23 protein-coding genes and 1 tRNA gene are annotated in these 24,858 nt (G+C 55.7%); 13 read left to right on the top strand and 11 right to left on the bottom strand.

Annotation, left to right across the window (positions count from 1 at the left end):
* Window positions 1-11: 11 nt before the first annotated feature.
* On the bottom strand, window positions 12-2,600 hold the full coding sequence (locus BM069_RS17010) for a hybrid sensor histidine kinase/response regulator (RefSeq protein ID WP_093325472.1): 2,589 nt from the start codon (window positions 2,598-2,600) through the stop codon (window positions 12-14).
* Between the two features lie 51 nt (window positions 2,601-2,651).
* A complete protein-coding gene (locus tag BM069_RS17005; protein WP_139216235.1) occupies window positions 2,652-3,173 on the bottom strand; it encodes a putative pterin-binding protein in 522 nt (173 codons plus the stop codon).
* Window positions 3,174-3,464: 291 nt separating this feature from the next.
* On the opposite strand from BM069_RS17005, the gene BM069_RS17000 reads away from it, so the two are divergent.
* Window positions 3,465-4,073: a LuxR C-terminal-related transcriptional regulator gene (locus BM069_RS17000; RefSeq protein WP_093325471.1), complete on the top strand. Its 609-nt coding sequence runs from the start codon at window positions 3,465-3,467 to the stop codon at window positions 4,071-4,073.
* A 137-nt stretch (window positions 4,074-4,210) separates the two neighbouring features.
* Window positions 4,211-4,987, top strand: a complete 777-nt coding sequence (locus BM069_RS16995) for a DUF2092 domain-containing protein (protein ID WP_093325470.1) — start codon at window positions 4,211-4,213, stop codon at window positions 4,985-4,987.
* 141 nt (window positions 4,988-5,128) lie between these two features.
* Here BM069_RS16995 and BM069_RS20155 read toward each other — a convergent pair whose 3' ends face one another.
* Window positions 5,129-5,377: a hypothetical protein gene (locus BM069_RS20155; RefSeq protein WP_170846781.1), complete on the bottom strand. Its 249-nt coding sequence runs from the start codon at window positions 5,375-5,377 to the stop codon at window positions 5,129-5,131.
* Window positions 5,378-5,477: 100 nt separating this feature from the next.
* Between BM069_RS20155 and BM069_RS20150 the strand changes: the two genes are divergently transcribed.
* From BM069_RS20150 to BM069_RS16980, 3 genes are all read left to right on the top strand, one after another.
* Window positions 5,478-6,200: a peptidoglycan-binding domain-containing protein gene (locus tag BM069_RS20150; protein ID WP_170846780.1), complete on the top strand. Its 723-nt coding sequence runs from the start codon at window positions 5,478-5,480 to the stop codon at window positions 6,198-6,200.
* A gap of 149 nt (window positions 6,201-6,349) precedes the next feature.
* Window positions 6,350-7,309 carry a lipid A-modifier LpxR family protein gene (locus BM069_RS16985; protein ID WP_093325467.1) on the top strand — a complete coding sequence of 320 codons (960 nt, stop codon included), beginning with the start codon at window positions 6,350-6,352 and terminating at the stop codon, window positions 7,307-7,309.
* 109 nt (window positions 7,310-7,418) lie between these two features.
* Window positions 7,419-8,489 carry a Hint domain-containing protein gene (locus BM069_RS16980; RefSeq protein WP_093325465.1) on the top strand — a complete coding sequence of 357 codons (1,071 nt, stop codon included), beginning with the start codon at window positions 7,419-7,421 and terminating at the stop codon, window positions 8,487-8,489.
* Here the strand turns inward: BM069_RS16980 and rnpA are convergent.
* Together rnpA and rpmH are read right to left on the bottom strand one after the other, a co-directional pair.
* Window positions 8,486-8,905 (bottom strand): ribonuclease P protein component, encoded by a 420-nt coding sequence (gene rnpA / locus BM069_RS16975; RefSeq protein WP_093325464.1) that lies wholly within the window; start codon window positions 8,903-8,905, stop codon window positions 8,486-8,488. The genes BM069_RS16980 and rnpA overlap by 4 nt on opposite strands.
* Before the next feature lie 22 nt (window positions 8,906-8,927).
* Window positions 8,928-9,062: a 50S ribosomal protein L34 gene (gene rpmH, locus BM069_RS16970; RefSeq protein ID WP_048599009.1), complete on the bottom strand. Its 135-nt coding sequence runs from the start codon at window positions 9,060-9,062 to the stop codon at window positions 8,928-8,930.
* Window positions 9,063-9,453: 391 nt separating this feature from the next.
* On the opposite strand from rpmH, the gene BM069_RS16965 reads away from it, so the two are divergent.
* The 6 genes from BM069_RS16965 (at window position 9,454) to BM069_RS16940 (ending at window position 17,344) form a co-directional block, all read left to right on the top strand.
* Window positions 9,454-10,185: a TVP38/TMEM64 family protein gene (locus tag BM069_RS16965; protein WP_170846784.1), complete on the top strand. Its 732-nt coding sequence runs from the start codon at window positions 9,454-9,456 to the stop codon at window positions 10,183-10,185.
* A complete protein-coding gene (locus tag BM069_RS16960) occupies window positions 10,185-11,603 on the top strand; it encodes a dihydrolipoyl dehydrogenase family protein (protein ID WP_093325463.1) in 1,419 nt (472 codons plus the stop codon). The genes BM069_RS16965 and BM069_RS16960 overlap by 1 nt, the downstream gene beginning before the upstream one ends.
* Window positions 11,604-11,619: 16 nt before the next feature.
* Window positions 11,620-13,008, top strand: coding sequence for a sensor histidine kinase (locus tag BM069_RS16955; RefSeq protein ID WP_093325461.1), 1,389 nt, complete (start codon window positions 11,620-11,622; stop codon window positions 13,006-13,008).
* Window positions 13,009-13,068: 60 nt separating this feature from the next.
* A tRNA-Arg gene (locus tag BM069_RS16950) sits at window positions 13,069-13,145 on the top strand.
* Between the two features lie 200 nt (window positions 13,146-13,345).
* Window positions 13,346-14,893 (top strand): trimethylamine methyltransferase family protein, encoded by a 1,548-nt coding sequence (locus tag BM069_RS16945; protein ID WP_093325460.1) that lies wholly within the window; start codon window positions 13,346-13,348, stop codon window positions 14,891-14,893.
* A 219-nt stretch (window positions 14,894-15,112) separates the two neighbouring features.
* On the top strand, window positions 15,113-17,344 hold the full coding sequence (locus tag BM069_RS16940; protein ID WP_093325459.1) for an ATP-binding protein: 2,232 nt from the start codon (window positions 15,113-15,115) through the stop codon (window positions 17,342-17,344).
* Window positions 17,345-18,184: 840 nt separating this feature from the next.
* Here BM069_RS16940 and BM069_RS16935 read toward each other — a convergent pair.
* The gene (locus tag BM069_RS16935; RefSeq protein ID WP_212611560.1) at window positions 18,185-19,069 is read right to left on the bottom strand and encodes an SdiA-regulated domain-containing protein; all 885 of its coding nucleotides are present in this window, start codon (window positions 19,067-19,069) and stop codon (window positions 18,185-18,187) included.
* A 143-nt stretch (window positions 19,070-19,212) separates the two neighbouring features.
* Here BM069_RS16935 and BM069_RS16930 point away from each other — a divergent pair, with 143 nt between their 5' ends.
* On the top strand, window positions 19,213-19,968 hold the full coding sequence (locus BM069_RS16930) for a DUF4956 domain-containing protein (protein ID WP_093325456.1): 756 nt from the start codon (window positions 19,213-19,215) through the stop codon (window positions 19,966-19,968).
* On the opposite strand, the gene BM069_RS16925 is transcribed toward BM069_RS16930, so the two are convergent.
* The 5 genes from BM069_RS16925 to BM069_RS16910 all read right to left on the bottom strand — a co-directional run bounded on the left by BM069_RS16925 (window position 19,965) and on the right by BM069_RS16910 (window position 23,892).
* The gene (locus tag BM069_RS16925) at window positions 19,965-20,876 is read right to left on the bottom strand and encodes a metallophosphoesterase family protein (protein ID WP_212611559.1); all 912 of its coding nucleotides are present in this window, start codon (window positions 20,874-20,876) and stop codon (window positions 19,965-19,967) included. The genes BM069_RS16930 and BM069_RS16925 overlap by 4 nt on opposite strands.
* A 22-nt stretch (window positions 20,877-20,898) precedes the next feature.
* Window positions 20,899-22,326 (bottom strand): hypothetical protein, encoded by a 1,428-nt coding sequence (locus tag BM069_RS16920; protein WP_139216234.1) that lies wholly within the window; start codon window positions 22,324-22,326, stop codon window positions 20,899-20,901.
* A 9-nt stretch (window positions 22,327-22,335) separates the two neighbouring features.
* Window positions 22,336-22,980 (bottom strand): protein-tyrosine phosphatase family protein, encoded by a 645-nt coding sequence (locus BM069_RS16915; RefSeq protein ID WP_139216233.1) that lies wholly within the window; start codon window positions 22,978-22,980, stop codon window positions 22,336-22,338.
* 48 nt (window positions 22,981-23,028) lie between these two features.
* Window positions 23,029-23,202, bottom strand: coding sequence for a hypothetical protein (locus tag BM069_RS19950; RefSeq protein ID WP_212611558.1), 174 nt, complete (start codon window positions 23,200-23,202; stop codon window positions 23,029-23,031).
* A 78-nt stretch (window positions 23,203-23,280) separates the two neighbouring features.
* Entirely contained in the window at window positions 23,281-23,892 is a 612-nt protein-coding gene (locus BM069_RS16910) for a hypothetical protein (RefSeq protein ID WP_093325451.1), read from the bottom strand.
* A 328-nt stretch (window positions 23,893-24,220) separates the two neighbouring features.
* On the opposite strand from BM069_RS16910, the gene BM069_RS16905 reads away from it, so the two are divergent.
* Window positions 24,221-24,514, top strand: coding sequence for a hypothetical protein (locus tag BM069_RS16905; RefSeq protein ID WP_093325449.1), 294 nt, complete (start codon window positions 24,221-24,223; stop codon window positions 24,512-24,514).
* Window positions 24,515-24,858: the final 344 nt, after the last annotated feature.

Raw genomic sequence — 24,858 nt, 5'->3', positions numbered from 1 at the left:
GAGTTCCGGCTTTAGGCCGCGAGTGCCAAAGACGTCAGCTTGTCACGTGTGTCGTTCCAGATTACTGGCAATTCATCAAGCAGCCGTCGGGTTTCGGTGCGGTCTTGGGCCTTGGCGCTGTTTTCGGCGGCAAGCAGGGTGTGCCGCAAACGGGAGGCGCCAAAGATTGCCGCGCTGCCGGCGACGGTGTGCAGGCGGGCGCCGATGGTGTCGAGGCTGTCCCCTGTAAGTGAGGAAACCTCCGTGATCAGCGCCTCGACTTCGCTGCGGAAGCGCTCAACAAGGGTCTGAAAGACCTCTTCTCCCATGCCGGCGCGGTTCGCCGAAAGTTGGGCAGTGTTGATGATTTGCGTGTCTGTCCGTTGCGGGCTGGCCGGCAGGTTGAATAGGGCGTCGCGCATTTCGTCGATGTTGAGGGGCTTGGGGAGGAAGCCGTTCATACCGGCCGCAAGGAAACGCTCTCGCTCCTGAGGCAGGATGTTGGCAGACAAGGCGATGATCGGGACGTTGCGGCTGGCCCCATCTCCACAGCGGATGGCGCGGGTGGCTTGCAATCCGTCCATGCCGGGCATCGCAATATCCATCAGTATCAGGTCAAACCGCGCGTTTGCCGCGCTTTCGACGCCGGTTTGTCCGTCATGAGCGGACACCACTGTGTGGCCATCTTTACGCAGGAGGGCGGTGGCGACTTCGCGGTTGATGTCGTTGTCCTCGACCAGCAGCACTGTCAGTTTGTCGGCGATCGGCCTGTGCGCGTCGGCGGTCGGTGTCGTGCCTGGTGCACGGCCCTGTTCCATCGGCAGGCGCACCCAGAAGGTTGAGCCTTCGCCCGGCGTGCTTTCGACGCCAATTGTGCCGCCCAGCCCCTCGACGATGCGACGCGTGATGCCAAGGCCAAGGCCGGTGCCGCCAGTGGCGCGGCCAAAAGAGGTGTCGGAGGTGACAAAATCGTCAAAGACATGGTCCAGATCATCGGGGGAAATTCCGATGCCGGTGTCAATCACGCGCAGTTCGATAACCGGCTTGTTGTCTTCGGTCTCAGGCAGTCGTTCGATTTCCACATCAACCGAGCCTTGGGGCGTGAATTTTATCGCGTTGCCCAACAGGTTCAGCAGGACTTGTTCGAGCGCTGCGCGGTCGGTGCGCCCCCATTCCATGCGCGTGCCGACCCAATTCCAGCAAAGCTGTGTGCCCTGTTGCTCTGCCTGGCCAATCTGACTGTTGATCAATTCAGTCAGAAGCAGGCCCAGATCCGTGCAGGCAATGTCGAATTCGAGGGCACCTGATTGGAAGCGTGCGATGTCCAGCACGCTGTCGACGTGGCGCATCAGCACGCGACCGGAAATGTCCATGTTGCGCACGTAGCGGGTTTGGTCATCGGACAAGGGGGTGTCATGCAGCAGAGTGAGGTTGCCCAGCAATCCGTTCAGGGGGGTGCGGATTTCGTGGCTCATGACTGTGAGGAACTCGGCTTTGGCGCGCTCGCCTGCAAGAGCACGGTCGCGGGTTTCCAAGAGTTCGTTTTCGGCGGCGACGCGTTTGGATATGTCGTGCAGGAAGGCAATGAACAGTTCCTGCTGCCCGTCGTCTGCACGTTGAATCGACAGCTCGATCGGGAAGATTTCACCGTTTGCACGTTTGGCCTGCAAGGTCACGCGGCCTTTGCCTTCGATGGTTCCCGTTTCGCGGTTTTGGATACGTTCAGCGTGAGACAAGTGATGTTGAAGGGCGTCGTCCGGTGAGACCATTTCGATGATCGGCCGCCCCAGAACCTCGCTGAATTTGTAGCCAAATGTCCGTTCCGCGGCCTTGTTGAATTCCAAAACGCGCCCGTTCATGTCGGTCACGATGACGCCGTCCAACGATGTGGTCAGGATCGTCTGCATTCGTTTGTTGGCTTGTTCCAGAGCGACGCCGCGCATGCGGGATTTGCGATAAATGGTGAGAACATAGACAGCCAAAGCTGTCAGTGTGGCAAAGAGGAGCACGGCAAGGCCTGCCAATTGCAACAGCATGCGCGAGATTGCGGCCCTATTGTCGTCAGCGGATTGCACGAAGTATTTGAGGCCGCTGATGGACAGGATACGCGCATGTTCCCTCAACTCGTCGCCTTGGCTGTCAAGTTCGGGCAACGCGGCGGCGAGAGCGCGGTCTGGGCCGTCTATCAGGGGAATTGTTCCCTGAAGAACGTCCCAGGTTCGGTTCAGAGAGGCCGTAAAAGCGGGAATCGCGTCCACCTTGCGGTAGTGGGCCGAAGATCGCAGCGTGTTTACACGGCTGTAGTAGATGTCAAACCGCAGTCGCAGGCGGTTGAAGTCGATATCCGGATTGAGAAGGGCCTCTTTCACCGCGTTGTTAAAATCGCTTGCATCCACTTCGACTTGAGACAAGGACCACATGACATTGTCTGAGGCTTCAGGCTGCACGCCGCTAAAATTGGTGACAACGCGATAGCCCAAAAGGCCGGTCAGTGAGAACAAGAGGAAAGCCGCGATGACCAGTGCGGAGCCGATTACACGGCGGGACCGGTTCGGCATTGCCGTGGCAAGCTGTGCGTTCAGAGAAGACTCGGCGGGTGTTTGCTGTTCCGAAGAGGTCATCTCTTCGGCTCCGAAAGAGTTTTTGACGTGCGCGCAACCATACAGAACAGGTTAATCGAGCACCTCAATCCTGTCGAGTTGCCAAACACTGCGGGAATATACGAGAGAGGTTTGGAAATCCGGCGACGCGTCATAGGGGTAGATAATCCACAATGGGCCTTTGTCGCGCCGGTGCATCGGCTTGCCATTCATTTCGTAAGCAAGAATCGGATAGTCTGGACCTATGTCCGCCACCGGAACTTCAATCGCGTAGTCGTTTATGGCCAAGGCCCGCAGCGTGCTGCCTGAACTCCCCAGTTCATCAAGCAGCAACGCCAGCGGTACACCCGTGAACACATGAACTCCCTCAGTCCATATGGTCGAAGTCGACACCGGCTGCGCCGATAGAGCGCGCAGCATCTCGATGTCGAACTGAGCCGCGTCCTCAGCGTTCTTGGCGCTGATTTTGCCTGACACGGTCAGAATTACGTCGCCAGTCGGTTCTCCGGTAACGACATCGGCCGCATTGGCCGTCGTGAGTGGTAGCAGCAGGCAAATAACGAAGGACAAAACGATGCGAATTGTAAAAGTCATGTCCAAAATTCCCGTGTGCTGAGAAAACTATTGCAGATGTGTTAGGATAACTGGACTGAACATAGGTATAGTTACCTATCCGTAAGGGTAGGTTTTTGTTTTTACGTGAGGTAAGTTCAGGACGGCCCGTAATTTCAGTGCCACCAAAATCGATGTGGCAAATGCAACCTGCTCAGTGGGTTAGACATGTTATTAAGTAATTGGTGTGCTTTGTCAGGTTAGGGAAACCTTGCCTTGAACCTTTGAAGGGTCGTGGGCAGGTGCTAGGACGCAAAAAAAGGACCCGAATCTGTGCAAATTTTAATCGCAGATGATCACGACCTCCTGAGGGATACTCTTGTCGCCTTTGTGCAGGCGGCGGGAATTGACGTCGTGACTGCGCCGGATTTGGATGGCGCGATGACTGCGGTGGAGGCGCAAGGTCCGTTTGATTTGGTGCTTCTGGACTACAACATGCCGGGGATGAACCGCCTTGAAGGTCTGACACGTATGATGGCGCTGAAAAGTGCACCGCGGGTTGCGTTGATTTCAGGAGAAGCGCCTAGAGTGGTTGTGCAGGAAGCGATCGCGGCTGGAGCGGCCGGATTCGTGCCCAAAACATTGCCCGCCAAGTCTTTGGTGAATGCTGTGCGTTTTATGGCGGCGGGCGAGCAATTTGTGCCGCTTGATCTGCTTGCACCAACAGAACAGTCCAGCCACCCCTTGGCCAAGAAGTTGACGAAGCGGGAGTTGCAGGTTCTTCGGGGGCTGACGGACGGCAAATCCAACAAAGAGATCGCACGGGATCTGGATTTGTCGGAACCGACGATCAAACTGCATGTGAAGAACCTTTATCGCAAGATCGGCGCGGGCAATCGCACTCAGGCGGCTTTGCTGGCGCGAGAGCAAAAACTGTTTTGAGGCCGCGGGCCTGATCTGAAATTTCATTGATGTTTTGGTTTGGGCGCTTCGGGCGTTAGGGTGAAAGTATTGATTTTCACCACAGCGAGTCGCCAGCGGACAGGGTTGACGGCTTCTGGACCATTTCAGGAGAATGCATGTCTCTAGCAAAGCTATTCCGAAATGCCGCAGTTTTTGCCTTTGCGATCGCATCTGCAAGCGCGGCAGATGAGGGTGCGCCGCCGCCCGATGGACAAAGGTTGGACCCGCGCGCGCTTGAGGTCGTGGAAATGTCTGCGGCGGCGATGGCGGCTCAGGAAACGATGGCCGTGAACTGGTTTGTGTCATTTGATCAGGTGATCGATGGGCGCGAAAAGTTGACCCATTTGCGCAGTGGCCGCGCTTTGGTGGCACGTCCGGACAAATACTATGCTTACGCCGAGCAGGATGACGGGTTGCGAGAGTATTTTTATGACGGCCTCGGTCTCACGGTGTTTTTGCCGGAGGGAAATGCCTATGCGCACAAGCCGTTTTTTGGGCCCTTTGAGGATCTGGCGGCTGTGATCCAGAAGGAGCATGGCGAGAGTTTGCCGATCTGGCAGGTGCTGGTTTCGAATTTCTCCGACGAGTTTTTGTCTGACGTGACCGACGCCGCCTATTTGGGCGTGAAGCGCGTGACAGGCATTGAGGTGCATCACGTTGCCTTGTCCAGTTACGATGGCGATTTGCAGATGTGGATCAGCACGGAGGCTGACAATCCGGTGCCGGTGATGCTGGTTGGAACCAACCCATATGCGCAGGGGTGGCCACAGTTTCGGGCCTATTTCTCGGATTGGGATTTTGCGCCGGTTTTGACGGAGGACTCATTCACATTCTTTGCGGATGAGGACGTCACAAGGCTGGTTTGGCCCAAAAAGCAGGACGGAGGAGAATAAGATGAAACGTCTTTTTGTGTTCTGTCTGGGGTTTGCCGTTGCGATGACACAGACGCCTGTGCCGTTTGTCGGCGGGCGTTTGGGGCCGGATTTTGCGCGGGCTCAATCCTTTAGTCCAGGAGCGCGGGGCGGGTTCAGCCGTCAGCCAATGGCACGACCCGGGGGATCGCGCACGCGTCCGTCGATTTCGCCGCCGACCGCGCGACCGGCCCGTCCATCGCGTCCGTCGACGCAGCCTGTTGCGCGTCCCAGCAAACCGGTGGCACGTCCAAGCCAACCTGTAACGCGACCAAGCCAACCGGTGACACGTCCGGAAACGCCGGTAGCACGACCGGAGCGCCCGTCAACACGTCCATCGTTGCCGGGTGCTGGCAATCGTCCACCGTCCACCCGTCCGCCTGGAGAACGTCCTCCGGGTGCGCGTCCGCCAGGCAACCGGCCGCCTGGTGCGCGCCCGCCGGGCGCCAAGCCTCCTGGAGGGCGTCCACCGGTGGTGCGTCCACCGATTGCCGGCCCGGGACCGGGCCCGGGCAAGCCGCCCGGATGGCGTCCGCCGGGACACCGTCCGCCAGGCTGGCGTCCGCCCTATTACCCGCCCCCCAGTTACCGCCCGCCGCATTGGCATTGGGGTCCACACTATTGGTATCCAAGCTGGGGCTGGTATTTCACGGCTGTCGTCGCGGGATCGACACTTGTCTATGTGGCGACCCTGCCATCGGATAAGGAGTGCGAGGAGGTCAAGGACGGTACCGAAACGCTGTATCTCTGTGACGGCGTTTTGTATCGCGCGACTTACTATGATGACACGCAGGTCTATGAGATCGTGTCACCTGCCGAAGAGGAGGCCGCAGAACAGGCGCAGACCATGATTGGCTTGGCGCTGACCACGCCGATGACGAGCGGGCCTGCGGTGCGCGAATTGCAGACGCTTCTGGTTGGCTATGGCTATGACGTGGGGACGGTGGACGGTGTGTTTGGCACCGCGACCGAGACCGCATTGCTTTGGCTGCAGTACGACTATGAGCTAGAGCAAACTGGCATGGTCGACGAGCCGACCGCGCGCCTGCTTGGCATTCTGCCGCCCGATCCAGAGGCCGAGGAAGGCGCAGCCGAAGAGGCCACAACAGAGCCAACGGAGGCAGCTTCCGCTGAGGATGAGCCGGAGCAGGAGGCCGCTGACGAGAGTGCCGATGAGGAAAAATCGGACGATTGAGGTCAAACAACGAATGGTGCGGGGCGTGCAGGGAAACCTGTGCGCCCCGTCTCATTTCGCGGATGTGTGGCGTCCTTGCACTAGTGCGAAGGTTAACGAGTGGTTTACAAGGGGCAGGCTTGGTGGGGGAATGACCAAGGACACTATTTATGGGCCGAATGACCTCTGCCGTGCGCGCAGCGCTTTTGATTTGTGGCGCTCTCGCTACCACCGCCATTCCTGCGTTTGCGTCTGAAGACGCAATGGCCGATGTGCAGGACACAAGGGTGCAGCTGGGGTTTGGCAATCTTTTGGTAAACGATGTTATCGGCGACGGGTATGACCGCTGGCGCAGTGGGTCGTATACAACTTCGCGAATCTGGGGGCGCGGCTGGTCGGGCGAGGCCCCTTCGGAGTTTGGCGATATCATCGAGTTTCGGTTCGGGGGCGAGGTTATGTCGGCCGAAAGTCTGGTAGCGCCGGCTGCTGGCGATCGGGCATGGGCAGGATCCCTGTTTTGGGGGCTGCATACACATTTCAAACGCGGAAAATCGGATTTTGTTGTCGGTGCCGACCTCGTGGCGGTTGGGCCGATGACACACTTGGACGATTTCCAAAGTGCTTTACATGACATCATCGGGATTGATGGCCCATCTGACGCGGTGCGGGCAAATCAGATCGGGGATCAGTGGATTCCGCGCTTCGTGGGCGAGGTGGGTCGCGACCTGGATTTGGGCGGGCGCGGTAAATTGCGGCCTTTTGTGGAGGTGCGCGCAGGTGACGAAACCCTCGCACGCGCCGGCTTTGATGTGACCTTCGGCAAGTTCGGCGAAGGGGAGTTGCTGGTTCGGGACTGGGTCACAGGACACCGGTATCGCGCCGTGCGCAATCACCAGAAAGGCGTATCCTTTGTGGCAGGAGCGGACGTGGCCAAGGTGTTTGATAGCGTCTATCTGCCAGAGAGTCGGGGCTATACGCTGACAGACACCAGAAGCCGCGTGCGGGCGGGGCTGCATGTGCGGGGCAAGGCCTATCACGTGTTCTATGGCGTGAGCTGGTTGAGCAAGGAATTTGAGGCACAACGCGAAGACCAAGTGGTCGGCGCAGTGAAGTTGGACTTTAACTTCTGAGGCTAAATAGTCTCAGCCATTCACTTTTTAAAAATTCGGTCTATGCAGCCGGAATCTGCTTTGTTAACGTTTGAGTAATAAAAAAAGTTAAATGGCAGGTTATCGGGCAATGAAAACGGGCTTTCGTGGCACGTTTGTCATCTCCTGGTCGCAAACAGAAGTAGATGGTCTTAGGGCCGCACCGGTACAAACGCTGGAAACAGGCGTGGTGTGGTCGTGGGTTGGAGACGCTGTCCAAGTGGACGGCTCTGGAACGCTGTTGCGACTCGACAGGGGCGAAGAAGGGACAAACGTTCGCAAACGGGCGGCGCGCATGGTGCGTCGGCTGGTAGGGGCAGCAGTGACCGGGGATGGTGCAACTGTTGACCTTGGAAATCTGGATGTAGAAGAGCCACTCATGGAAGGGGGCTTTGTCGTAACGGACGGAGCACAGAGTTATACCGCAACAGTGATCGAGGTTCCCGGCAGCGCACCGCTGTTGATGTTCCTTGACGAGTTGCCGCCCAAAGGGCGGGAGCTTTGGGTGGTGCATCATTCCATGGAAGCACTTGAGACGCGGGCGCCGGGGGGCAAGCAGGCTGGGGTGATTTGTTTCACGCCCGGCACGATGATTGCCACGCCGGAAGGGCCGCGACGGATTGAAGACCTGCGTGAAGGCGACCGTGTGCAGACGCGGGACAATGGCGCTCAGGAAGTGCAGTGGATTGGCAGCAAGCGCATGACGGGGGCACGGCTGTTTGCCATGCCGAAGTTGCGCCCGATCCGCATTCGCGCGGGTGCGCTGGGCATCGATCGTCCTGACGAAGAGCTTCTGGTGTCGCCAGATCATCGCATGCTGGTGCGCGGCGCAGCGGCACGCGCATTGTTCAATTCAAACGAAGTGCTTGTGGCCGCGCGCGATCTTGTGAACGGGTCCAGCGTGGCCGTGGATCACGCTTTGCGCGAGGTGACATATGTGCACCTGCTTTTGCCAGGCCATGAAATTCTCTGGGCCAATGGGGTAGAAAGCGAGAGCTTCCATCCTGCAAGCGCGTCTATGGCGTCCTTGGCCGACGAGGACAGAGCGCGGTTGTTTGAAAAACTTCCGGAACTGGAATTCTCGCCGCAGGACTATGGTCCATACGCCCGACGCAACTTGAGCTCAAGCGAAGCTGCGATTTTGATGCACGACGCGGCTTAACCGTCGGAATGTAATTTCTTCAGGGCGTATTTCAGATCGCCCTGAAGGCTGACGAAATCGCGTACAGCGGTTTCGTCGCGGCGTCCGATCAGCACATAATCCCAACCGGGCTTGCCGACCTTCGGAAGAACAAGCCTTGCTACTTCGCGCATCCGGCGTTTTGCGCGGTTGCGTGCGACGGCGTTGCCGACCTTCTTGGAGCAAGTGTAGCCGATGCGGATCACGTCAGGATCAACGGATTCGGTAGCACGACGTTTGCGAGCCTGCACCATCATCGCCTTGGTGCCCTGTTTGCGGGCGCGGGCGGCGGCGAGGAAATCGCTACGCTTTTTCATAACGTCCAGACAAACGGAAACCGCCGGAGACTCTGTCCCTTGGGTGGCTGTGCCACTCGTGGGGGTCTCCGGCGGTGTCATTCCGTCTAAACGGTCGGTGAGCTTACGCGCTCAGCGACTTACGACCGCGTGCGCGGCGTGCGTTCAGGATTTTGCGGCCGGCTTTGGTGGCCATGCGCGAGCGAAAACCGTGGCGGCGTTTACGAACCAGGTTCGAAGGTTGGTAGGTGCGTTTCATCGCTCCGTCTCCGTGTGTTGTTACAATGGGCTCCGGCGAAGGATTCGCGGTGCCTGTCTATTGGAAGCCCGGTCTTTAGACCCCCGGACAAGATAAGTCAAACGGCTGATGACGGTTTTTGGGCAAAAAGGCAAGCGAACATTGGCGTATCTGCAAAAAGGGGTGACGCCGGCCTCCGAGTGGACGCAGAGCGCCCACCGGTCGGAAGGGTGGGGTGCTGCCTAGGCGGCGCCTTCGGCGTTTTGTTTCCGAGGCAGGGTTGCCTCGAGTGTTTCACTTTCTCACGAAACGCCACGTCCTCATCAAGCGCTTGTGAGGTGGGTGTTGTTTTGGTCGCAACTGGCGCATCTATGATGAAAGACATGAACAAATGAGGCCGGTTGTGGCTGATATGACGGAAACAGAGACCAAAACCCGCGCCGGATGGGCGCGCATGCTGCCTTTGGCAGGCATCATAACGGCGGCGCTTGGCGGGGCGTGGTTGCTGGGCGATTATCTGACGTTTGAGGCGCTGCGGGACAATCGCGAGGCGCTGATTGCCTATCGTGACGCGCATTATCTGGCGGCCGTGGCGGTGTTCATGGGAATTTATATAGTGATTGCGGGCTTTTCCCTGCCGGGCGCAACCATTGCTACGCTGGCGGGCGGGTTCCTGTTCGGGACGTTTCCGGGTGTCATATATAATGTCGGCGCAGCCACAGTGGGCGCGGTGATCATCTTCCTTGCTGCCCGTTGGGGCCTAGGAGAGAAGTTGTCGGCCAAGATGGATGCCTCTGAAGGGCGTGTGAAGGCAATCAAAGAAGGGATCGACGAGAACCAGTGGTCGATGCTGTTCCTGATCCGTCTGGTGCCGGTGGTGCCGTTTTTTGTGGCCAATCTGATTCCTGCTTTGGTGGGCGTGTCGTTGTGGCGCTATGTGGTCTCGACCTTCATTGGCATCATTCCAGGCGGGCTTGTTTATACGTCGGTGGGCGCGGGGTTGGGCGAAGTCTTTGCGCGGGGAGAAACCCCGAACCTCGGCATAATCTTTGAGCCGCATGTGCTTTTGCCGATTCTCGGTCTGGCGGCGCTGGCGCTGTTGCCGGTGGTATTGAAAGCAATTCGCGGCAAGGAAGCGATCTGATGGAACATATCAAATGTGATTTGCTGGTGATTGGTGCCGGTTCCGGTGGGCTGTCCGTGGCGGCAGGTGCAAGCCAGATGGGGGCCAGTGTTGTTCTGCTGGAAGGTCACGAGATGGGCGGCGATTGTCTGAACTTTGGCTGTGTGCCCTCCAAGGCGTTGATTGCCAGCGGCAAGGCGGCGCATGGGCAAGTGACATCGGAGCAGTATGGCGTGGCCAATCAGGTGCCGCAGGTGGACTACGCCGCCGCCAAGGCGCATGTGAAAGACGTGATCGCGCAGATCGCGCCGGTGGACAGTCAGGAACGGTTTGAGGGTTTCGGCGTGCGGGTGATCCGAGAATTCGGCAAGTTTGTCAGCCCCCGGGTGGTTGAAGCTGGAGACCATCGCATCACCGCACGGCGGGTGATTGTCGCAACCGGGTCCAGCCCTTTGGTGCCGCCGATCCCCGGATTGGACTCGGTGCCGTATCTGACCAATGAAACGCTGTTTGATCTGACCGAGACGCCCGAGCATTTGTTGATCATCGGTGGCGGGCCGATCGGTATGGAGATGGCGCAAGCGCATCAGCGGTTGGGCATCAAGACCACAGTGATTGAAGGCGCTAAGGCGCTGGGGCGTGATGATCCGGAGATGGCGGCGATTGTGTTGAATAATCTGCGCGCCGAAGGTCTCGAGATTGCCGAGAAAGCGATGGCCAAGCAGATCAGCGGTGAGGCCGGTAAAATCACGGTTGAGACCACAGATGGCCGCAGCTTTACGGGGTCTCACCTGCTGGTGGCTGTTGGGCGCAAGGCCAATATGGAGCGGCTGGACCTTGAGGCCGCGGGGATTGAGACCACGCGTACGGGCATCAAGGTGGACGCATCGCTCAAAACCACGAACCGGCGCGTATATGCGATTGGCGATGTCGCTGGCGGGGCGCAGTTTACTCATGTGGCGGGCTATCAGGCCGGCGTCATCATTCGGTCGGCGCTGTTTGGGCTGCCGGCCAAGGCGCGCACGGATCACATTCCTTATGCGACCTATACCGACCCCGAACTGGCGCAAATCGGCCCGACCGAAGCCGAAGCGCGAGAGATCTATGGCGACAAGCTGACCGTGGCGCGTTTTGAGATAGACCACAACGACCGCCTGATTGCGGAACGCAAAGCCAGAGGGCTGATCAAGGCAATGGTCGTCAAAGGGCGACCGGTGGGGGTGTCGATTGCAGGACCGCAAGCCGGAGAATTGATCAACCTTTGGGCCTTGGTGATCGCCAACAAGCTCAAGATGAGCGCCGTGGCGGGCATGGTTGCGCCTTATCCGACGGTGGGAGAAATCAACAAGCGGGTTGCAGGGGCCTATTTCTCGCCGCAACTCTTTGATAATCCTAAGGTCAAACGGGTGGTCGGGTTTGTGCAACGCTGGCTGCCGTAACTAAGGGCGGGCGCAGATGCTCAACACGCTTTCAGGCCGTTTCCTGATTCTGACCATCATCTTCGTGATGTTGGCGGAAGTGTTGATCTTTGTGCCGTCGATTGCCCGCTTCCGTGAAGACTATCTGTTGAGCCGTCTGGAACGGGCGCAGATTGCGTCGCTGGCATTGCTGGCGGATGACATGATCGACATGGATCTTGAAGAAGAGCTTCTGCGCAATGCGGAGGTTTATAACGTTGTGTTGCGCCGTAATGAGGTGCGGCAGCTGATGTTGTCGAGCCCGATTCCTGATCCGATTTCCGCGACCTATGACATGCGAAGCCCGCCAGCGCGGGAGCTGATCCGGGACGCGATGATGCAGCTTCTTGATCGAGAGGACCGAGTGATCCGTGTGATTGGCGCTCCGGTCCTAGAGGCGGGGCTTTTGATCGAGGTGACGATGAACACCGAAGGGCTGCGCATGGCCATGCTGGATTATGGCGTGCGCATTCTGGTGCTGTCGGCGGTGATTTCCGGAGTCACCGCGTTTTTGCTTTTCATCGCGGTGCAGGCGATTCTCGTGAAACCGATCAAGGGTGTTGTTAGATACATGCAAAGCTATGCGCGTGCGCCCGAGGATGCGCGCCGTATTATTCATCCGACGGCCGGTGTGCGAGAATTGCGGGAGGCCGAGGAGGCCTTGCAGACGTTGCAAACGGAATTGACCGCGTCGCTCAAACAAAAGGAGAGGCTTGCGCAGTTGGGGGGCGCGGTGGCGAAGGTGAGCCATGATCTGCGCAATATCCTGACATCGGCGCAGCTGTTTACGGACAGGATCGAAATGAGTGACGACCCGCTTGTGCGGCGGCTTGCGCCCAAGTTGGTGAATTCGATCACGCGTGCGGTGAACCTTTGCGAAAGCACGCTGGCCTTTGGCAAGGCGGAGGAACCACCGCCCAGCCTGACACGGGTGATGCTCGCGGATCTGGTGAGCGACGTGGTGGACAGCGAGCGCCTTGCGGTTGGAGATTTTGATCTGAGTTTCGCCGAGGACATTCCGGCGGGATTGTCCGTGCGTGCCGACCCCGAGCAATTGTTTCGGGTGATCTCCAATCTTGTGCGCAATGCGCGGCAGGCGATTGTGGCGACCGGGCAGGCCGCAGAGATCGCCATATCGGCACGGGAGGCGGACGACGCGTGGTTTATCGAGGTGCGTGACACAGGTCCTGGATTGCCACCCAAGGCACAGGAGCATCTGTTCACTCCGTTTCAGGGCGGGATTCGCAAAGGCGGGTCCGGTCTGGGGTTGGCAATTTCGTCGGAACTGGTGCGTGGGCATGGCGGCACGCTTACGCTGAAGGAGACCGGAGAGACGGGAACATGCTTTGAAATATGTCTTCCGAAGGGCGATGTAGCAGGATTCTGATTTTTCTTTCTTTTTGCTCTTGCGCTCCCCCACCGTAGGCTCTAAATCCCCCATCACCGCGCTCTGGTAGCTCAGCTGGATAGAGTACTTGACTACGAATCAAGGGGTCGGGGGTTCGAATCCTCCCCAGAGCGCCACAAGTTTTCAAAGGCCTGAGCTGAAACGCTCGGGCCTTTCTTGTTTTGGAGCAGAGTGGGCGTGAAACAGCGGATTTGGGCTGCCCCAAGGATGGGTTTTGCGTGTCGTTTCCTGCAACGCCGCTTCGCAAACAGGGAAAACCGATGTGGCTCTGCCCGCTAGCCTGATCTCAATACTCTATAGATTGAGGGAGAGGCTGATGGCTTTGGACATCCACCGTCGTTCCGGAGGGCGGAGCGCCCGCCGTGCCGCACGCACCGCACATGATTTCACCATGCTTCCGGGGCTGACGAACAGCCTTCCTTTGTGCGAGATTATGGACGGGGCACAGGTCGCGCGTATTGATGCGGCGAGTATGGATATTCTGGAGAACGTGGGTGTTGTCTTTCGGGATGACATCGCGCTTGAGGACTGGCGGCGCGCGGGCGCGAAGGTCGAGGGCGAAACGGTTTTCCTTGACCGTGGGCTTGTACGGGACCTGATCGCGACAATTCCGGAGCGCTTTACCTATCATGCGCGCAATCCGGTGAATAATGTTGATCTGGGGGGCAACAAATCGGTGTTTGTGCCGATGACCGGTGCGCCGTATCTGCGTGACCTTGAGGATGTGCGGCGCAATCCGACGCTGGATGATCTGGCGATGTTTCACAAGTTGAGCCACATGATGCCGGCGATGCACAGTTCGGCGCATCATATTGTCGAGCCCTATGATCACCCGATCAGCCAGCGGCATCTGCGGATCACCTATTCGTCGATGAAATACAGCGACAAGATGTTCATGGGCATGACCACAAGCCCGAAGAATGCCGAAGACGTACTGGATATGTGCGCGATCCTGTTCGGCGAGGAGTTTTTGGAGACCCATGCGGTTGTGACCGGCAACTGCAATGGCAATTCACCGCTTGTGTGGGATGAAACCATGTTGGGCGCAATGCGGGCCTTTTGCCGGCGCAACCAGCCGGTACTGTGCTCGCCGTTTGTGCTGGGCGGGGCCAACACGCCGGCAAGTGTGGCGGCCTCGGTGGCGCAATTGAATGCGGAGGCGCTCAGCGCTCTGGCCTATACGCAGGTGATCCGAAAGGGTGCGCCGGCGATCTATGGGCACTACCTGTCCACGGTCAGCATGCGCAGCGGTGCGCCGATGGCAGGTACACCGGAGATCAGCCTGATGAATTTCATGATCGGCCAGATGGCGCGGTACTATGGCGTGCCGTGGCGGACCTCCAATACGCTGGGCGGGGCCAAGACCTTTGATGCGCAGGCGGGATACGAGAGTGCGACGACCCTGAGCGCGGTGATGCATGCAGGTGCAAATTACATATGGCACAGCGCGGGGTGGAACGAAGCAGGCATGCATTGTTCGGTCGCCAAATTCATTGTCGACGCCGAGCAATGCGCGATGGCGTATCGGATGGCAGAAGGCGTGAAATGGAACGACTTTGATGCGGCCTTGGCTGCGGTTCCGGATGTGGGGCCGGGAGGGCATTACCTTGGGCATCCGCACACGCATGAGAATTTTCAGGAGGCATTCTTTATGCCCGAGATGTTTGACAACAACTCGATCGAGCAATGGGCAGCGGAAGGCAGTGTCGAGATCACCCAGCGTGCTTTAAATCATGCGAAACAGTTGCTGAAGGCCTATGAAGAACCGAAGCTGGATGTGGCCAAGAACGAAGAGCTGTTGGCCTATATCGCGCGGCGCGAACGGGAAATTCCCGCTGCTGACGCGCTCAATCAGGAGTTTTAGGAGGCGTTCCCAGGGTGCTGTATACATGCGCGTCGCGGGCGGGGGGGGGGGTGGTCATTTGCGGCGCTTGGCGAGGCGCTTGAGAGGGTGGTCTAACTCATGGGGCAGTTGGTAATTTCTCCCCTGGCGTGAACGAAATCTCAACACTACTGCGCTCATACCGGAGGAGCTGGCCCCGACAGGCTGTTGGCCCCGATAGACTAAAGTCAGACCGCCACCATGAAAAAAGAAACATCGTCCGACGGAGCTCCGCCCTCCATTCAAGCTGCAATGGCCGCGACCCGGCGCGAAAAAGAACAGCTTGATTTTTATATCAACGACCGGGCTAAGCGCATCAAGGTGCGGCTGGTATTGTACCTACTGGGATGCTCTCTGGCTTATCTCGCAATAGGCTTTTGGCTGAGTTTGTGTGCCTTCGCGGTGTTGCTCCTGTCTGATCTGTTTGATGTCTACAATTTGCTAAGGGTCGTGCGACCCCTGATGGTTGCGGGCAAGTTACGGATGGCGCGGCGGCGGGCCTTTGTCTCGGGGTTGATGCAGGGGCTGGGATTTGGTTTGGCCACCTGTTTCTACTTTTTCACGGTGCCCAATCCGGACATTATTTTTGTGATTGGCTGTTTCGGTCTGGGCGCGGTGAATGCGGTGATTGTTTTGCCGCAAAACAAGGAAGTGGCACTGGCGCGGCTTGGGCTTTATGGGGTCGCTCCAATTTGCATGGTGTTAATACAAAAGACTTTTTTTGGCGGATGGGAGCCGGTGATTATCAATAGTCCAGCGGTCGTGATGCTGTTGGCTTGTATGATCTATATGATTTTGACCTTCGCCAAGGCGGGGATGGAGAATCATTCTGTGAATGGCGCGTTGTTTCGCAGTCGTGAAGATTTGAAGCAGGCCTATGAACATATGGCGCGCCAGCAGGCGGAAATGCGGCGGCTCTCGCAGGTTGCGCTTAAGGCCAATGACACTGTGATTATCACCGATCCGCAGCGCCGGATCGTTTGGGTCAACGAAGCCTTCACCCGCCATTCCGGCTATACGCCGGAGGAGGCGCACGGGCGCTATGTCGCTGAATTGATGACGCAAAACGATCCCGAGATCATGAAAAATGATAGCATCGACCGCGCAGCCGCGACTGGCGGTAGATTTCGTGGCGAGGTGCAGAGTATCCGAAAGGACGGCAGTCACTATTGGCTGGATGTGAACCTTTTTCCAATTTTTGGCGATGACGGCGAAGTTGAGTTCTTTGTGACCATTGAAAGAGATGTCACCGAAGCGCGCAAAGTCGCGAAAGACATGGCCGAGGCACGGGCACAAGCGGAGGCAGGCGCACGCGCCAAAGCAGAATTCCTTGCCAATATGAGCCATGAGATACGCACGCCATTGACCGGCGTTATGGGGATGGCTGAGTTGCTGGCTGAAACGGATCTGGATGACGAGCAACGCCGCTACGCGGACACAATACGCAGCTCTTCCCTTTCGCTGATGGCGATCATCAATGACATTCTGGATCTGTCCAAACTTGATGCCGGGCGGATGGAACTGCATCCGGTGCCTTTTGCGCCGGAAGCCTGTTTTCGCGAAACGCTGGATTTGTTGGAGCCCATGGCGCGGGCCAAGGGGTTGTCGTTGCGCCTGACGGTTCCGGACGAGTTGCCCGGGATGGTTAAAGCAGATGACGGGCGGCTGCGGCAGGTGGCGACAAACATCATTGGCAACGCGATCAAATTTACTGAAAAGGGAAGCGTGGTTGTGACCCTGAGTGCGGATGCTCAGGGGCGTCTGTGTTTTGCCGTTAGGGACACCGGAATCGGCATTTCCAAAGACAAACAGGAGCAGATTTTCGACCATTTCACGCAGGCTGAGGCTTCCACCACCCGCCGGTTTGGCGGCAGCGGTCTTGGACTGTCGATTTCACGCCATATCGTGGCGGCTATGGGAGGAGAGATCCAACTGACGTCGGAGCTCGGCAAGGGGGCTACGTTTTGCGTGTGTGTGCCGGTTGACGTTTTGAGTGACGCAACGGAGGAAACCCCGAAACCGGCAACATCCCCGATTTCAGTGGATCTGGTTGCGGGATCGTCCATCCTGATTGTGGAAGACAACCAGACCAACCGCTTTTTGTTAGGCAGGTACCTTAAGGACCAGCCCGTGGTGGTGGATTTTGCTGTAGACGGCGTGGATGCCTTGGAGAAAACAGCTGCTGGTCCGTATGATCTCGTTTTTATGGACGTGTCGATGCCTCGCATGGGAGGCATCGAGGCCACGCGCCAAATTCGGGAATTGCCCATCCCCCAGCCAACAATTGTCGCCTTGACGGCACACGCGTTTGACGATGAGCGGCAAGCCTGTCTGGATGCCGGAATGGACGATTTTCTAACAAAGCCAATACGGAAGGTCGATTTCCTGCGGCGGATTGCAGAGTTTCAGAACGGCGAAGCCGCTGCCGCCTAGGCGGTGAGATCTTAGATATCGCGTTTGTAGGGTTGGCTAAGTTGCTTCGCCATTGCTCCACGATCCGCAGCAGCGTCAATGTCAGCGCTGTCATTCCTTTCAATATTTCTGCTGTGGCGCCAGCGATATCGTTGTCACCCACGACTCTGCCAAGGTGTTTGGCGATTGCTCTGCCGCAGCGGATGATCAGGGACACTTCAGGGATGACGGCCTAAATGTTGGCCCAATCGTGGTTTTTGAAACGATACCGTAAGCCAAGTTTTCGACATCTGGGGTGGCTTGGAAATGACCATGGTGGCCGACGCATCATTTACGCCGTCACGTTTCATCTTTGTAGCGGCGGTTTCCCCGCTTTGAGATAGCAATCACACACGTGCCACAAAAGCAGCTCTCCGCCAGATGGCGGCATTTTCGAATTTCAGTGCGATAATTTGGTCGTGTTTTCGATCGATTGGCCGCGGGCTTTTAGCGGTATTTCAGGGTTGCTGAGATTCACGCAACTGGAGATTTGTCTCGGTTGCCGTATGGCACCAAGGTAGGGCATTGGAATGGAATAATATATTGCCGTTGAGAAACGTACTGGAGGCGAGTACCGGAATCGAACCGGTGTACACGGATTTGCAACCCTCCGACTTCATTGAAAAAAAAGGAAATATTGTAAAAGAAGCGCAATTGACGTTCCAATAGGTCAATAGCTTACACCCAAATTGTAAACTGAGCTTTGGCACCCTAACGGCCTTAAACAGACACTCGACAACCAACTTTGCAAAGTCCGCAATCGGGAACAGGCTTACTTGCGATTCAGCAACAAACCCACCAGGGGTTGTTCCAAAGAATGTGCTACAGTCTTTCAAACACAAACAGACGAGCGTCTTTTCCGTCATCAGTGAGGATGAACAACCGATGGGCTTCCTCATCAACCACGATGCCTTCTGCATTTTTTACCCAAGTCTTCTCCCCAGATTTGCGGAATTTCAAATCTATCCGTTCAGCCTTGTTTGTTTTGGGATCGAACATGAAAACGCACTTGCCAGTGTCACTTAACATCCAAAGTGTATTGCTAAACGGGGACCAGGCCAAACCACTGATGTCGAGTTCCCTATCTTTGGCTTTGGGCGACGCAAACCCTTTGTCTTTGGATAAAACAGTCACGTTGACGATTTCGTTCAGATCAGGTGCGAGGGTCATCAAAACGCGCGGTTCGCCTTCTATGGCAAGAAAAACCGTTCCGGTTTCGGGATCCACAGTTATGCCTTCGGGACCTTTGTTTGAGGGATTGGCGCCAAATAAGTGCGCATATCTCGCAAACCCATGCATCCGCCTAATTAGAGTCCTTTCGAGTGAAATTGGGGTTGTCGGCTTTAGGACTGTGATTGCCCAATCACGCTCTTGCACTAATAAGACGCTACCGTCTGGGCGCGATGCAACGGCTTCAAGATCGGCCCCCAAAGCCTCAGGCAAATGAAAAGCGTTCTTCAACTCGCCATTGCTGGTCAACAAGTGCAGCTTCGCATCCGCATCGCTGACCGTCCAGAAAAGACCCTCAACAGATGATGGAGACAAACCCGACGGTTCGGAATAGCCCTTGTGTTTGTTTCTCACTTCGAAACTGTCCAGCAGTTTCAGAGTTTCTGCTTGGCAGGAACTAACAGCGACGCACATAAAAAGGCCGAACGCAAAAAGTCCAAGTGGAGTGGAAGAAGCAACTTTCATTTCAATTTTCAAGGCGTTCCGGATCTCGCTTGGATTTGCGATAGCATGGTGTATGCCGACTTAAATGGCAACGTTTGGAGGAGCGGTGCCCGGAATCAGTTGGAGCGAGGTTCAATGTATAGGTAGTGTTTTCCAAACTAGCTGGAGAATGCAAAATGAACGTACCAAGACTTCTGCTTTCAGTGATACTTGCAGCTTGTCCCACTTTGCTCTTGGCGCAGATGGATCCAGCAGAGTTTTTGGCTGAATCTGCGAGTGAAGAAATCTCGATAGGACAGAGTTGGGCGCAATTTCAGGGCCCAGAAGAGCTACTTTACTTCCTCTTCAACGTGGCCGTGGTTGTCGCGCTCACAGCGTTGTTGGTTTTCCACCCAGTTCGCAGAGGGCGGCGTCGGAACGCGAATGATTTAATGATGCCTCAGCTGTTTTTCCTTTACGCGCTGATAGGGATGGTTGTCGGCTTTCTGGTTGTTCAGCACGGTTCAATGATTGGGTTCGTCGTTTTTGGAATTGGGGCACTTCTGCGCTTTCGGTCCAATCTGGATGACCCAATTGACACTGTTGAGATGATTTTGGTGACGATCCTTGGTCTGGCAGTCGGTCTGGGTCTGCCAGTTATGGCTTTGTGCGTAGCATTAACGGCATGGGGCTTTATCTGGCTGGGCGGGCGGAAAACAAGCATCAGATTATCCGTGCGCGGGCAAGATGTCGCGGAAGCTGAAGAAGCTGCGCAATCAATCCAACTGTTTGCTTCTGCCGCTGGCTGGCAACTCGTCAACAAGCATCAAACTCCGGGGAAATCGCGCGTTGATTTGTTATTTTTGGCAAATGAAAGAATCCAAGAGGCTCAGCTTGAAACGAAGATCTCTCAGACTGTCTCCAATCGCGTGGAGGTCAAAGTGACCCTTTAAGGCGAGATGAGATCCAGTCGTTGCAGGATCGCTTTGGGCGAGCGTATCTGTCTGGGAAGTGTTTCGTTTTCAACCGACAAGCGGAAGTCTGGCGCTTTAAGAGCTTGCACCGAGAATGTTGCATCTGCTGCAAAAGTAAGTTGGGTAACGCTGTGTTCGGATCGATTCTGTTCACCGATTAACTTTCTTGAACCACCTCCAAGACAGGCCTGCGAGATATAGGCAACGCCATTTTTCCATCCGGGGAAGTAGGCGTGGTGATGTCCCGAAAGGTGTAAAACGACCCCGTTCGCTTGGTAAACGCGTTCCAGAAGTGGATCACCTATTATCTCCTTCTCCCGTTGCTGTGCGAATGGCCAGAGCGGCAGATGGCTGAAAGTGACAATTGGGTTTCCTGCGTCGGAAAGGTCCGCAACACGTTGATTTTGTCCGCCCGACAACGGCCCCAGAGTTGTTGCATCCAACGATGCAAACACAATCCCGTCCAGTTCAAAGGCATAAAAAAAAGGATAGTCAGCGTCGTCCAGATAGTTCAGTTGCGGTTTTCGGGCACGCCATTCGCGGGCAAATATCTCCCGCTCCCGTTCAAAGCCCCCATACGCAGACGCATCGTGATTTCCGGGAGTTACAACAAAGGGAATACCTGCCTTTTGAAGTGGATCTGAGACTTGAGAATGAAAGGAGCGCCACATGGCCAAAACTTCATTTTCAGACAACAAGGGCTTACGCTGCCCTGCCACCATGTCGCCGGTAGAAATGACAAGATCCGGGTCAAGTTCGATTATACGGGAAACCGCCGCGCCAACGCGTTGGCTGTATTGGGTAGAGCCATAGCTTCCATTCAAATCAGAGATGACTATGACATCAAGCGCCAGCGATGGTTTGCAAAGCAATAGAATTACCGCCAACGCGCCCCAAAGGGTCTTAGGTCTATTCCGAAACACAGGGGATCTCCGCGGCATCGGCCCGACCGCTCAGGAAGAGCGCCGAAGCATTCAGGTCAAAAATCATATCTCCCGAAGCACATGTTTCCTGCAGGATTGAAGTGGCTAAACGCGTGTTTCGGACAACTTGCTGAATTTGCCGTTCGCTTAACCCCAGACTTGTTGAAAGCCAGTTGAAGATCTCGCCTCCATTTTGCAAGTCGTCATCCAACTTGATCAGTTTACTGTACGTATCGGCATTAAAATGGCGCAACTTCTCAAGCATTTGCGTAGACTTAGCAAAGTTGGCGTAGGCGACTTTTCCACCAGCATCATTGTCGTTTAGATTGGTACGTCGAACTAATATCGCCGCTTCTGGAATACCCTCCTTACCTGCCACATGATGCTTAGCCTTTTTGTGCTTCAAATCGGTTCCGTCGACCCAGTACCAATAAGGGGTGAAGTCGATGTTGCCGACGCGGTCTTGCTGGCTAAAAATGAAGTCTAATAGGACGATTTCCGTCAACTCTTGCATCCAGAATGCCATTTGACGGTCGTCTACGTTATCGCCAAGATCCTTGCTAATTTGACGATCCTTGCGGCTTTCTTTCAATCCTTCCGCTATTGCTTCGGTAAGCGGCAGCTCTGAGCGCAAAGCCAAAAACGGAGGTGTTTGTTGAAAATCCCTATTCTGGCCCTTTCCCCATCCTGATTTGCGGGTTCCATTAATTTCAGACCCATAGCGATGTCCCGGACTGTCAAGAAGTACTCCGTAAATCTGCTGTCTGTCCGCTGTGAACAACTCGTCAGTGGGTCGATAGGTTTCCGGATTTTGTTCGGCGGCAACCAGAACCCGCCATCCTTCATGGTTCATCCGCCCGCCATGACGTCCTCCTGAAATCGCAAGGCCTGGTGAGGCGACTTCAGTTAGATGCGTTTGGGCGTCCATAGATCGCCAAACCGCAACAGGGACCTTAACCGTCGTGTCGAAGTAACGCGAAAAATGATAGTACATCAGCGACGAGGTCGAGAACGTGCCGCTGGTGCCTTTCTGGTTCATAGTCTGTTTGAATTTCAGAATTCTATCTTTGGATAGGCCACTGGCAGACTTTCCCTCTTTGCAAGCGTTGCGTTCGAACTCGGCACGCTGACCAACGTAGGACCCCTCCGAAATATCGTAGACTGCTGTCCCAGGGCTTGTGCTCCAGGTTTTCGGACAAAGCGCAATGTCCGGCGCATAAAAATCGACAGCGCAGTAAGACTTTTCCAGCTTAAGATCATGCTCGGAGTAAACACCGTTCGGGATCGCGGTGATCGCCACGCATTTCTCTGTCAGCCCGTTTGGGCTCATGAAGGTCCTTTCTGAACCGATCACCGAGTCATTGGCCGAAACCAATGTCGGGAAAAGACATGCGAGTGCGATACTTCGGAGCATCTTTTGGTCCTACTCTGGGCAAATGGCGGCTTGTTGCTCCTTTGAGATCATCAACTTGGGGCTCAAAGCGAAGTTGGAAAACTTCGCGTCTATCCACTGATCGCACCCTCCGGAACACGGAGCACCATTGCGAGCTTCGTCCCAATACTTTTTCGCGCGATCTTCGGGCCAGCCGCAGAATTGCACCAAGGCCATGGCCGACAGCGCGCCTGAGGAATGCACGCCCCACATGCAATGAACGAGAACAGGACCTTTTTCGGGGTTCTGCACCACGTCATAGATTGCCTGCATGACGTTGCCAGGTCTGGAAGATCGGGCGCTTTGATAGTCAAAGTTTCCCGTCGAGCAATTGGTCGCGCCGTATTCAGTGTTTTTGCCAAAGTCGGCATAAAACCCGCTCGAAAACCCAGCAGAGCACAACGCGCTTCTTTGATTGTCGGAAAGGCCAGTGCGGGACTTGTCCCCCCCTTTAAAGCCAGATCGGTATAGAACGCCGCTCAATACCGGTCGGAAGAACGCGACACCCTCGATGCCGCCATCGCCGCCACGCGCAATCATCGCTTTTTCAGACGGCCCTCCACTGCGACTTGTCACGTCTGCAAGAGATGCGGTCGCTGTCACAATCATCGCCGCAATCAATGTAACCAATTTCAATGCTCAACTCCCCAAACCAAGGTACAGCAAAAGTGTCCGAACCGTTGCTCACATGGGCCAAACTATGTTGATCACCGCGACAACAACAAAATATGCGAGGAACCTCTTCCAACTCCAACGATGTGTATCGTCATCGCCAACCACTCCTGTTGCCTTTAAGACAATGTTGGTCAAAACCAAGGCCACTACGATTACAGCGGCGTGCACCAGATCAAAATGCATTACGTTTTCCCTTACGTTTGTACTGCGTTTTAAAGGCAGTTCACTCATTCCAGCGAACGGTCAATGCTGGGATTTGGATTATTCGATGCCGAAGATCACGTTGTAATCCACTGAGGAGGACCCTCGGTTGATTACCTCCACAACATGATCGCCAGTTTGCCAGAGCTGGCCACGATATTCCTTCTCGGACGCCATGAGACCAAGCAAATCAGAGCCATCAGGGTTGCGGATTGCGTAGTCGAGCGTGCCATTGCGTGGCGCCACGCGCACGTAGAGGAATTGTTCGTTTTTTGCCCCAATAACATACTGGCTGGATGCTCCCGGTTGCAGTGTGCCCGTCAACTCGGCACCAGTCGATCCTGCTGCGAATTTGACACGTTGCTGGGTGGTGGCGCCGTCTGACCCAGACATAGCACCTTGGCCATCATCCGCGGCGTCGACGACGGACATTTCGCCAATTGTTCCGTCCTTGTACGCAATGCAACGCCACAGTGTATTGCCCGCGTCCCGCAACATCACAAGCGTACCCGCTTCCGATCCCATTGAACTCTCGATTGTTCCAGACTTGCCATCCGGTCCGCCGACTTCGCGGAGGTGATCGATGCAAGCGTTATCGGCATCTGTCATCGCCAGTGAAGCGGTCGCAATCAGGCTGCCAAAAACTGTGCAGCAGAACATCTTTGAATTCATTGAAATCTCCTATGGTGAGAAGTGTGGATATCTTTTTTCGTTTCATCTCACGTTATCATCAACATTGCATCTGGCAACGGTTTGATTTCTCTGATGTGCGTCTGCGCGCGAATGTCCGCCTCTTCTCAATGGCTAAGTTCCAACCCTGGCGTTTTGATGCGTGACACCTTGTGCACTGCCTTAGAAACACAGAGGTCTCGGTCAAATTTTGCATGCCGCAAGGCTCTTGACCGCTGCAAAAAAAGGGCTCACTTTTGACCACAGTGTTTCATGACTTGAGCGTGGAACCGCGAGACTTTCTACGATTCGCTATTTCAAGGGAAAAGACATGTTCAAATTACGCACCACAGCCATCGCAATTCCACTTTTCGTGCTTGCCGCTTGCGACGAAGGCACGACCAGTTCAGCGCCTGCTGTTGGCAGCAGCACAGATCTAACCCCATTTCAAGGTGCCCGTGCGGGACAAGCGGAACTCGGAATTCAAAACCTTGGCTATGAAATCATCCGAAACGATGGCCTTACAAACTACTGGTTCAATCGTGAAACCGGAGCCTGCGCGGCAGTTACAACGTCTGAAGGTCGCTATTCGAATATTGTGATGTTGCCTGCGGATGATTGCTAAACATCCTTTACTCTAACTTGAACCGATCAGGTGACACTGGTCTGAAAAGGTAACCAAAGAAGGTTTGGTTACTCAAAAAATTGACTGTCCGCCTTTGCGTCGCAACTCTGCTTTGTGCCATTTCGAGTCTCTTATGCTTCAATCTATGATTGTGGTCATCATGAGGCACCAAGCAGGAGTTTCAAGCGTTTGTCTTCGCTAAAAGTCGCAATTTATCGGTGAAGCCAAGACTTAGAAACGTCGTTTGCCCGGAGGTAATCCCCCCGAAATTTAGGTGTGTCTGAAAGTAGAATTTTCTCGAATGATGAAAGAGGAGATTCTGATGAAAAAGTCGAAGTACAGCG

This window comes from Shimia haliotis (assembly GCF_900114415.1).
GTDB lineage: Bacteria > Pseudomonadota > Alphaproteobacteria > Rhodobacterales > Rhodobacteraceae > Shimia > Shimia haliotis.
The sequence above is the reverse complement of the archived record's forward strand: the minus strand, read 5'-3'. Positions and strand labels throughout refer to the sequence as shown.

Excerpts from the sequence above, each read along its gene's own strand:
- BM069_RS17010 (WP_093325472.1), bottom strand. The coding sequence starts at position 2,600 with ATGACCTCTTCGGAACAGCAAACACCCGCCGAGTCTTCTCTGAACGCA.
- BM069_RS17005 (WP_139216235.1), bottom strand. The coding sequence starts at position 3,173 with ATGACTTTTACAATTCGCATCGTTTTGTCCTTCGTTATTTGCCTGCTG.
- BM069_RS16995 (WP_093325470.1), top strand. The coding sequence starts at position 4,211 with ATGTCTCTAGCAAAGCTATTCCGAAATGCCGCAGTTTTTGCCTTTGCG.
- BM069_RS16985 (WP_093325467.1), top strand. The coding sequence starts at position 6,350 with ATGGGCCGAATGACCTCTGCCGTGCGCGCAGCGCTTTTGATTTGTGGC.
- BM069_RS16980 (WP_093325465.1), top strand. The coding sequence starts at position 7,419 with ATGAAAACGGGCTTTCGTGGCACGTTTGTCATCTCCTGGTCGCAAACA.
- rnpA (WP_093325464.1), bottom strand. The coding sequence starts at position 8,905 with ATGACACCGCCGGAGACCCCCACGAGTGGCACAGCCACCCAAGGGACA.
- rpmH (WP_048599009.1), bottom strand. The coding sequence starts at position 9,062 with ATGAAACGCACCTACCAACCTTCGAACCTGGTTCGTAAACGCCGCCAC.
- BM069_RS16965 (WP_170846784.1), top strand. The coding sequence starts at position 9,454 with ATGACGGAAACAGAGACCAAAACCCGCGCCGGATGGGCGCGCATGCTG.
- BM069_RS16960 (WP_093325463.1), top strand. The coding sequence starts at position 10,185 with ATGGAACATATCAAATGTGATTTGCTGGTGATTGGTGCCGGTTCCGGT.
- BM069_RS16955 (WP_093325461.1), top strand. The coding sequence starts at position 11,620 with ATGCTCAACACGCTTTCAGGCCGTTTCCTGATTCTGACCATCATCTTC.
- BM069_RS16945 (WP_093325460.1), top strand. The coding sequence starts at position 13,346 with ATGGCTTTGGACATCCACCGTCGTTCCGGAGGGCGGAGCGCCCGCCGT.
- BM069_RS16940 (WP_093325459.1), top strand. The coding sequence starts at position 15,113 with ATGAAAAAAGAAACATCGTCCGACGGAGCTCCGCCCTCCATTCAAGCT.
- BM069_RS16930 (WP_093325456.1), top strand. The coding sequence starts at position 19,213 with ATGAACGTACCAAGACTTCTGCTTTCAGTGATACTTGCAGCTTGTCCC.
- BM069_RS16920 (WP_139216234.1), bottom strand. The coding sequence starts at position 22,326 with ATGCTCCGAAGTATCGCACTCGCATGTCTTTTCCCGACATTGGTTTCG.
- BM069_RS19950 (WP_212611558.1), bottom strand. The coding sequence starts at position 23,202 with ATGCATTTTGATCTGGTGCACGCCGCTGTAATCGTAGTGGCCTTGGTT.
- BM069_RS16910 (WP_093325451.1), bottom strand. The coding sequence starts at position 23,892 with ATGAATTCAAAGATGTTCTGCTGCACAGTTTTTGGCAGCCTGATTGCG.
- BM069_RS16905 (WP_093325449.1), top strand. The coding sequence starts at position 24,221 with ATGTTCAAATTACGCACCACAGCCATCGCAATTCCACTTTTCGTGCTT.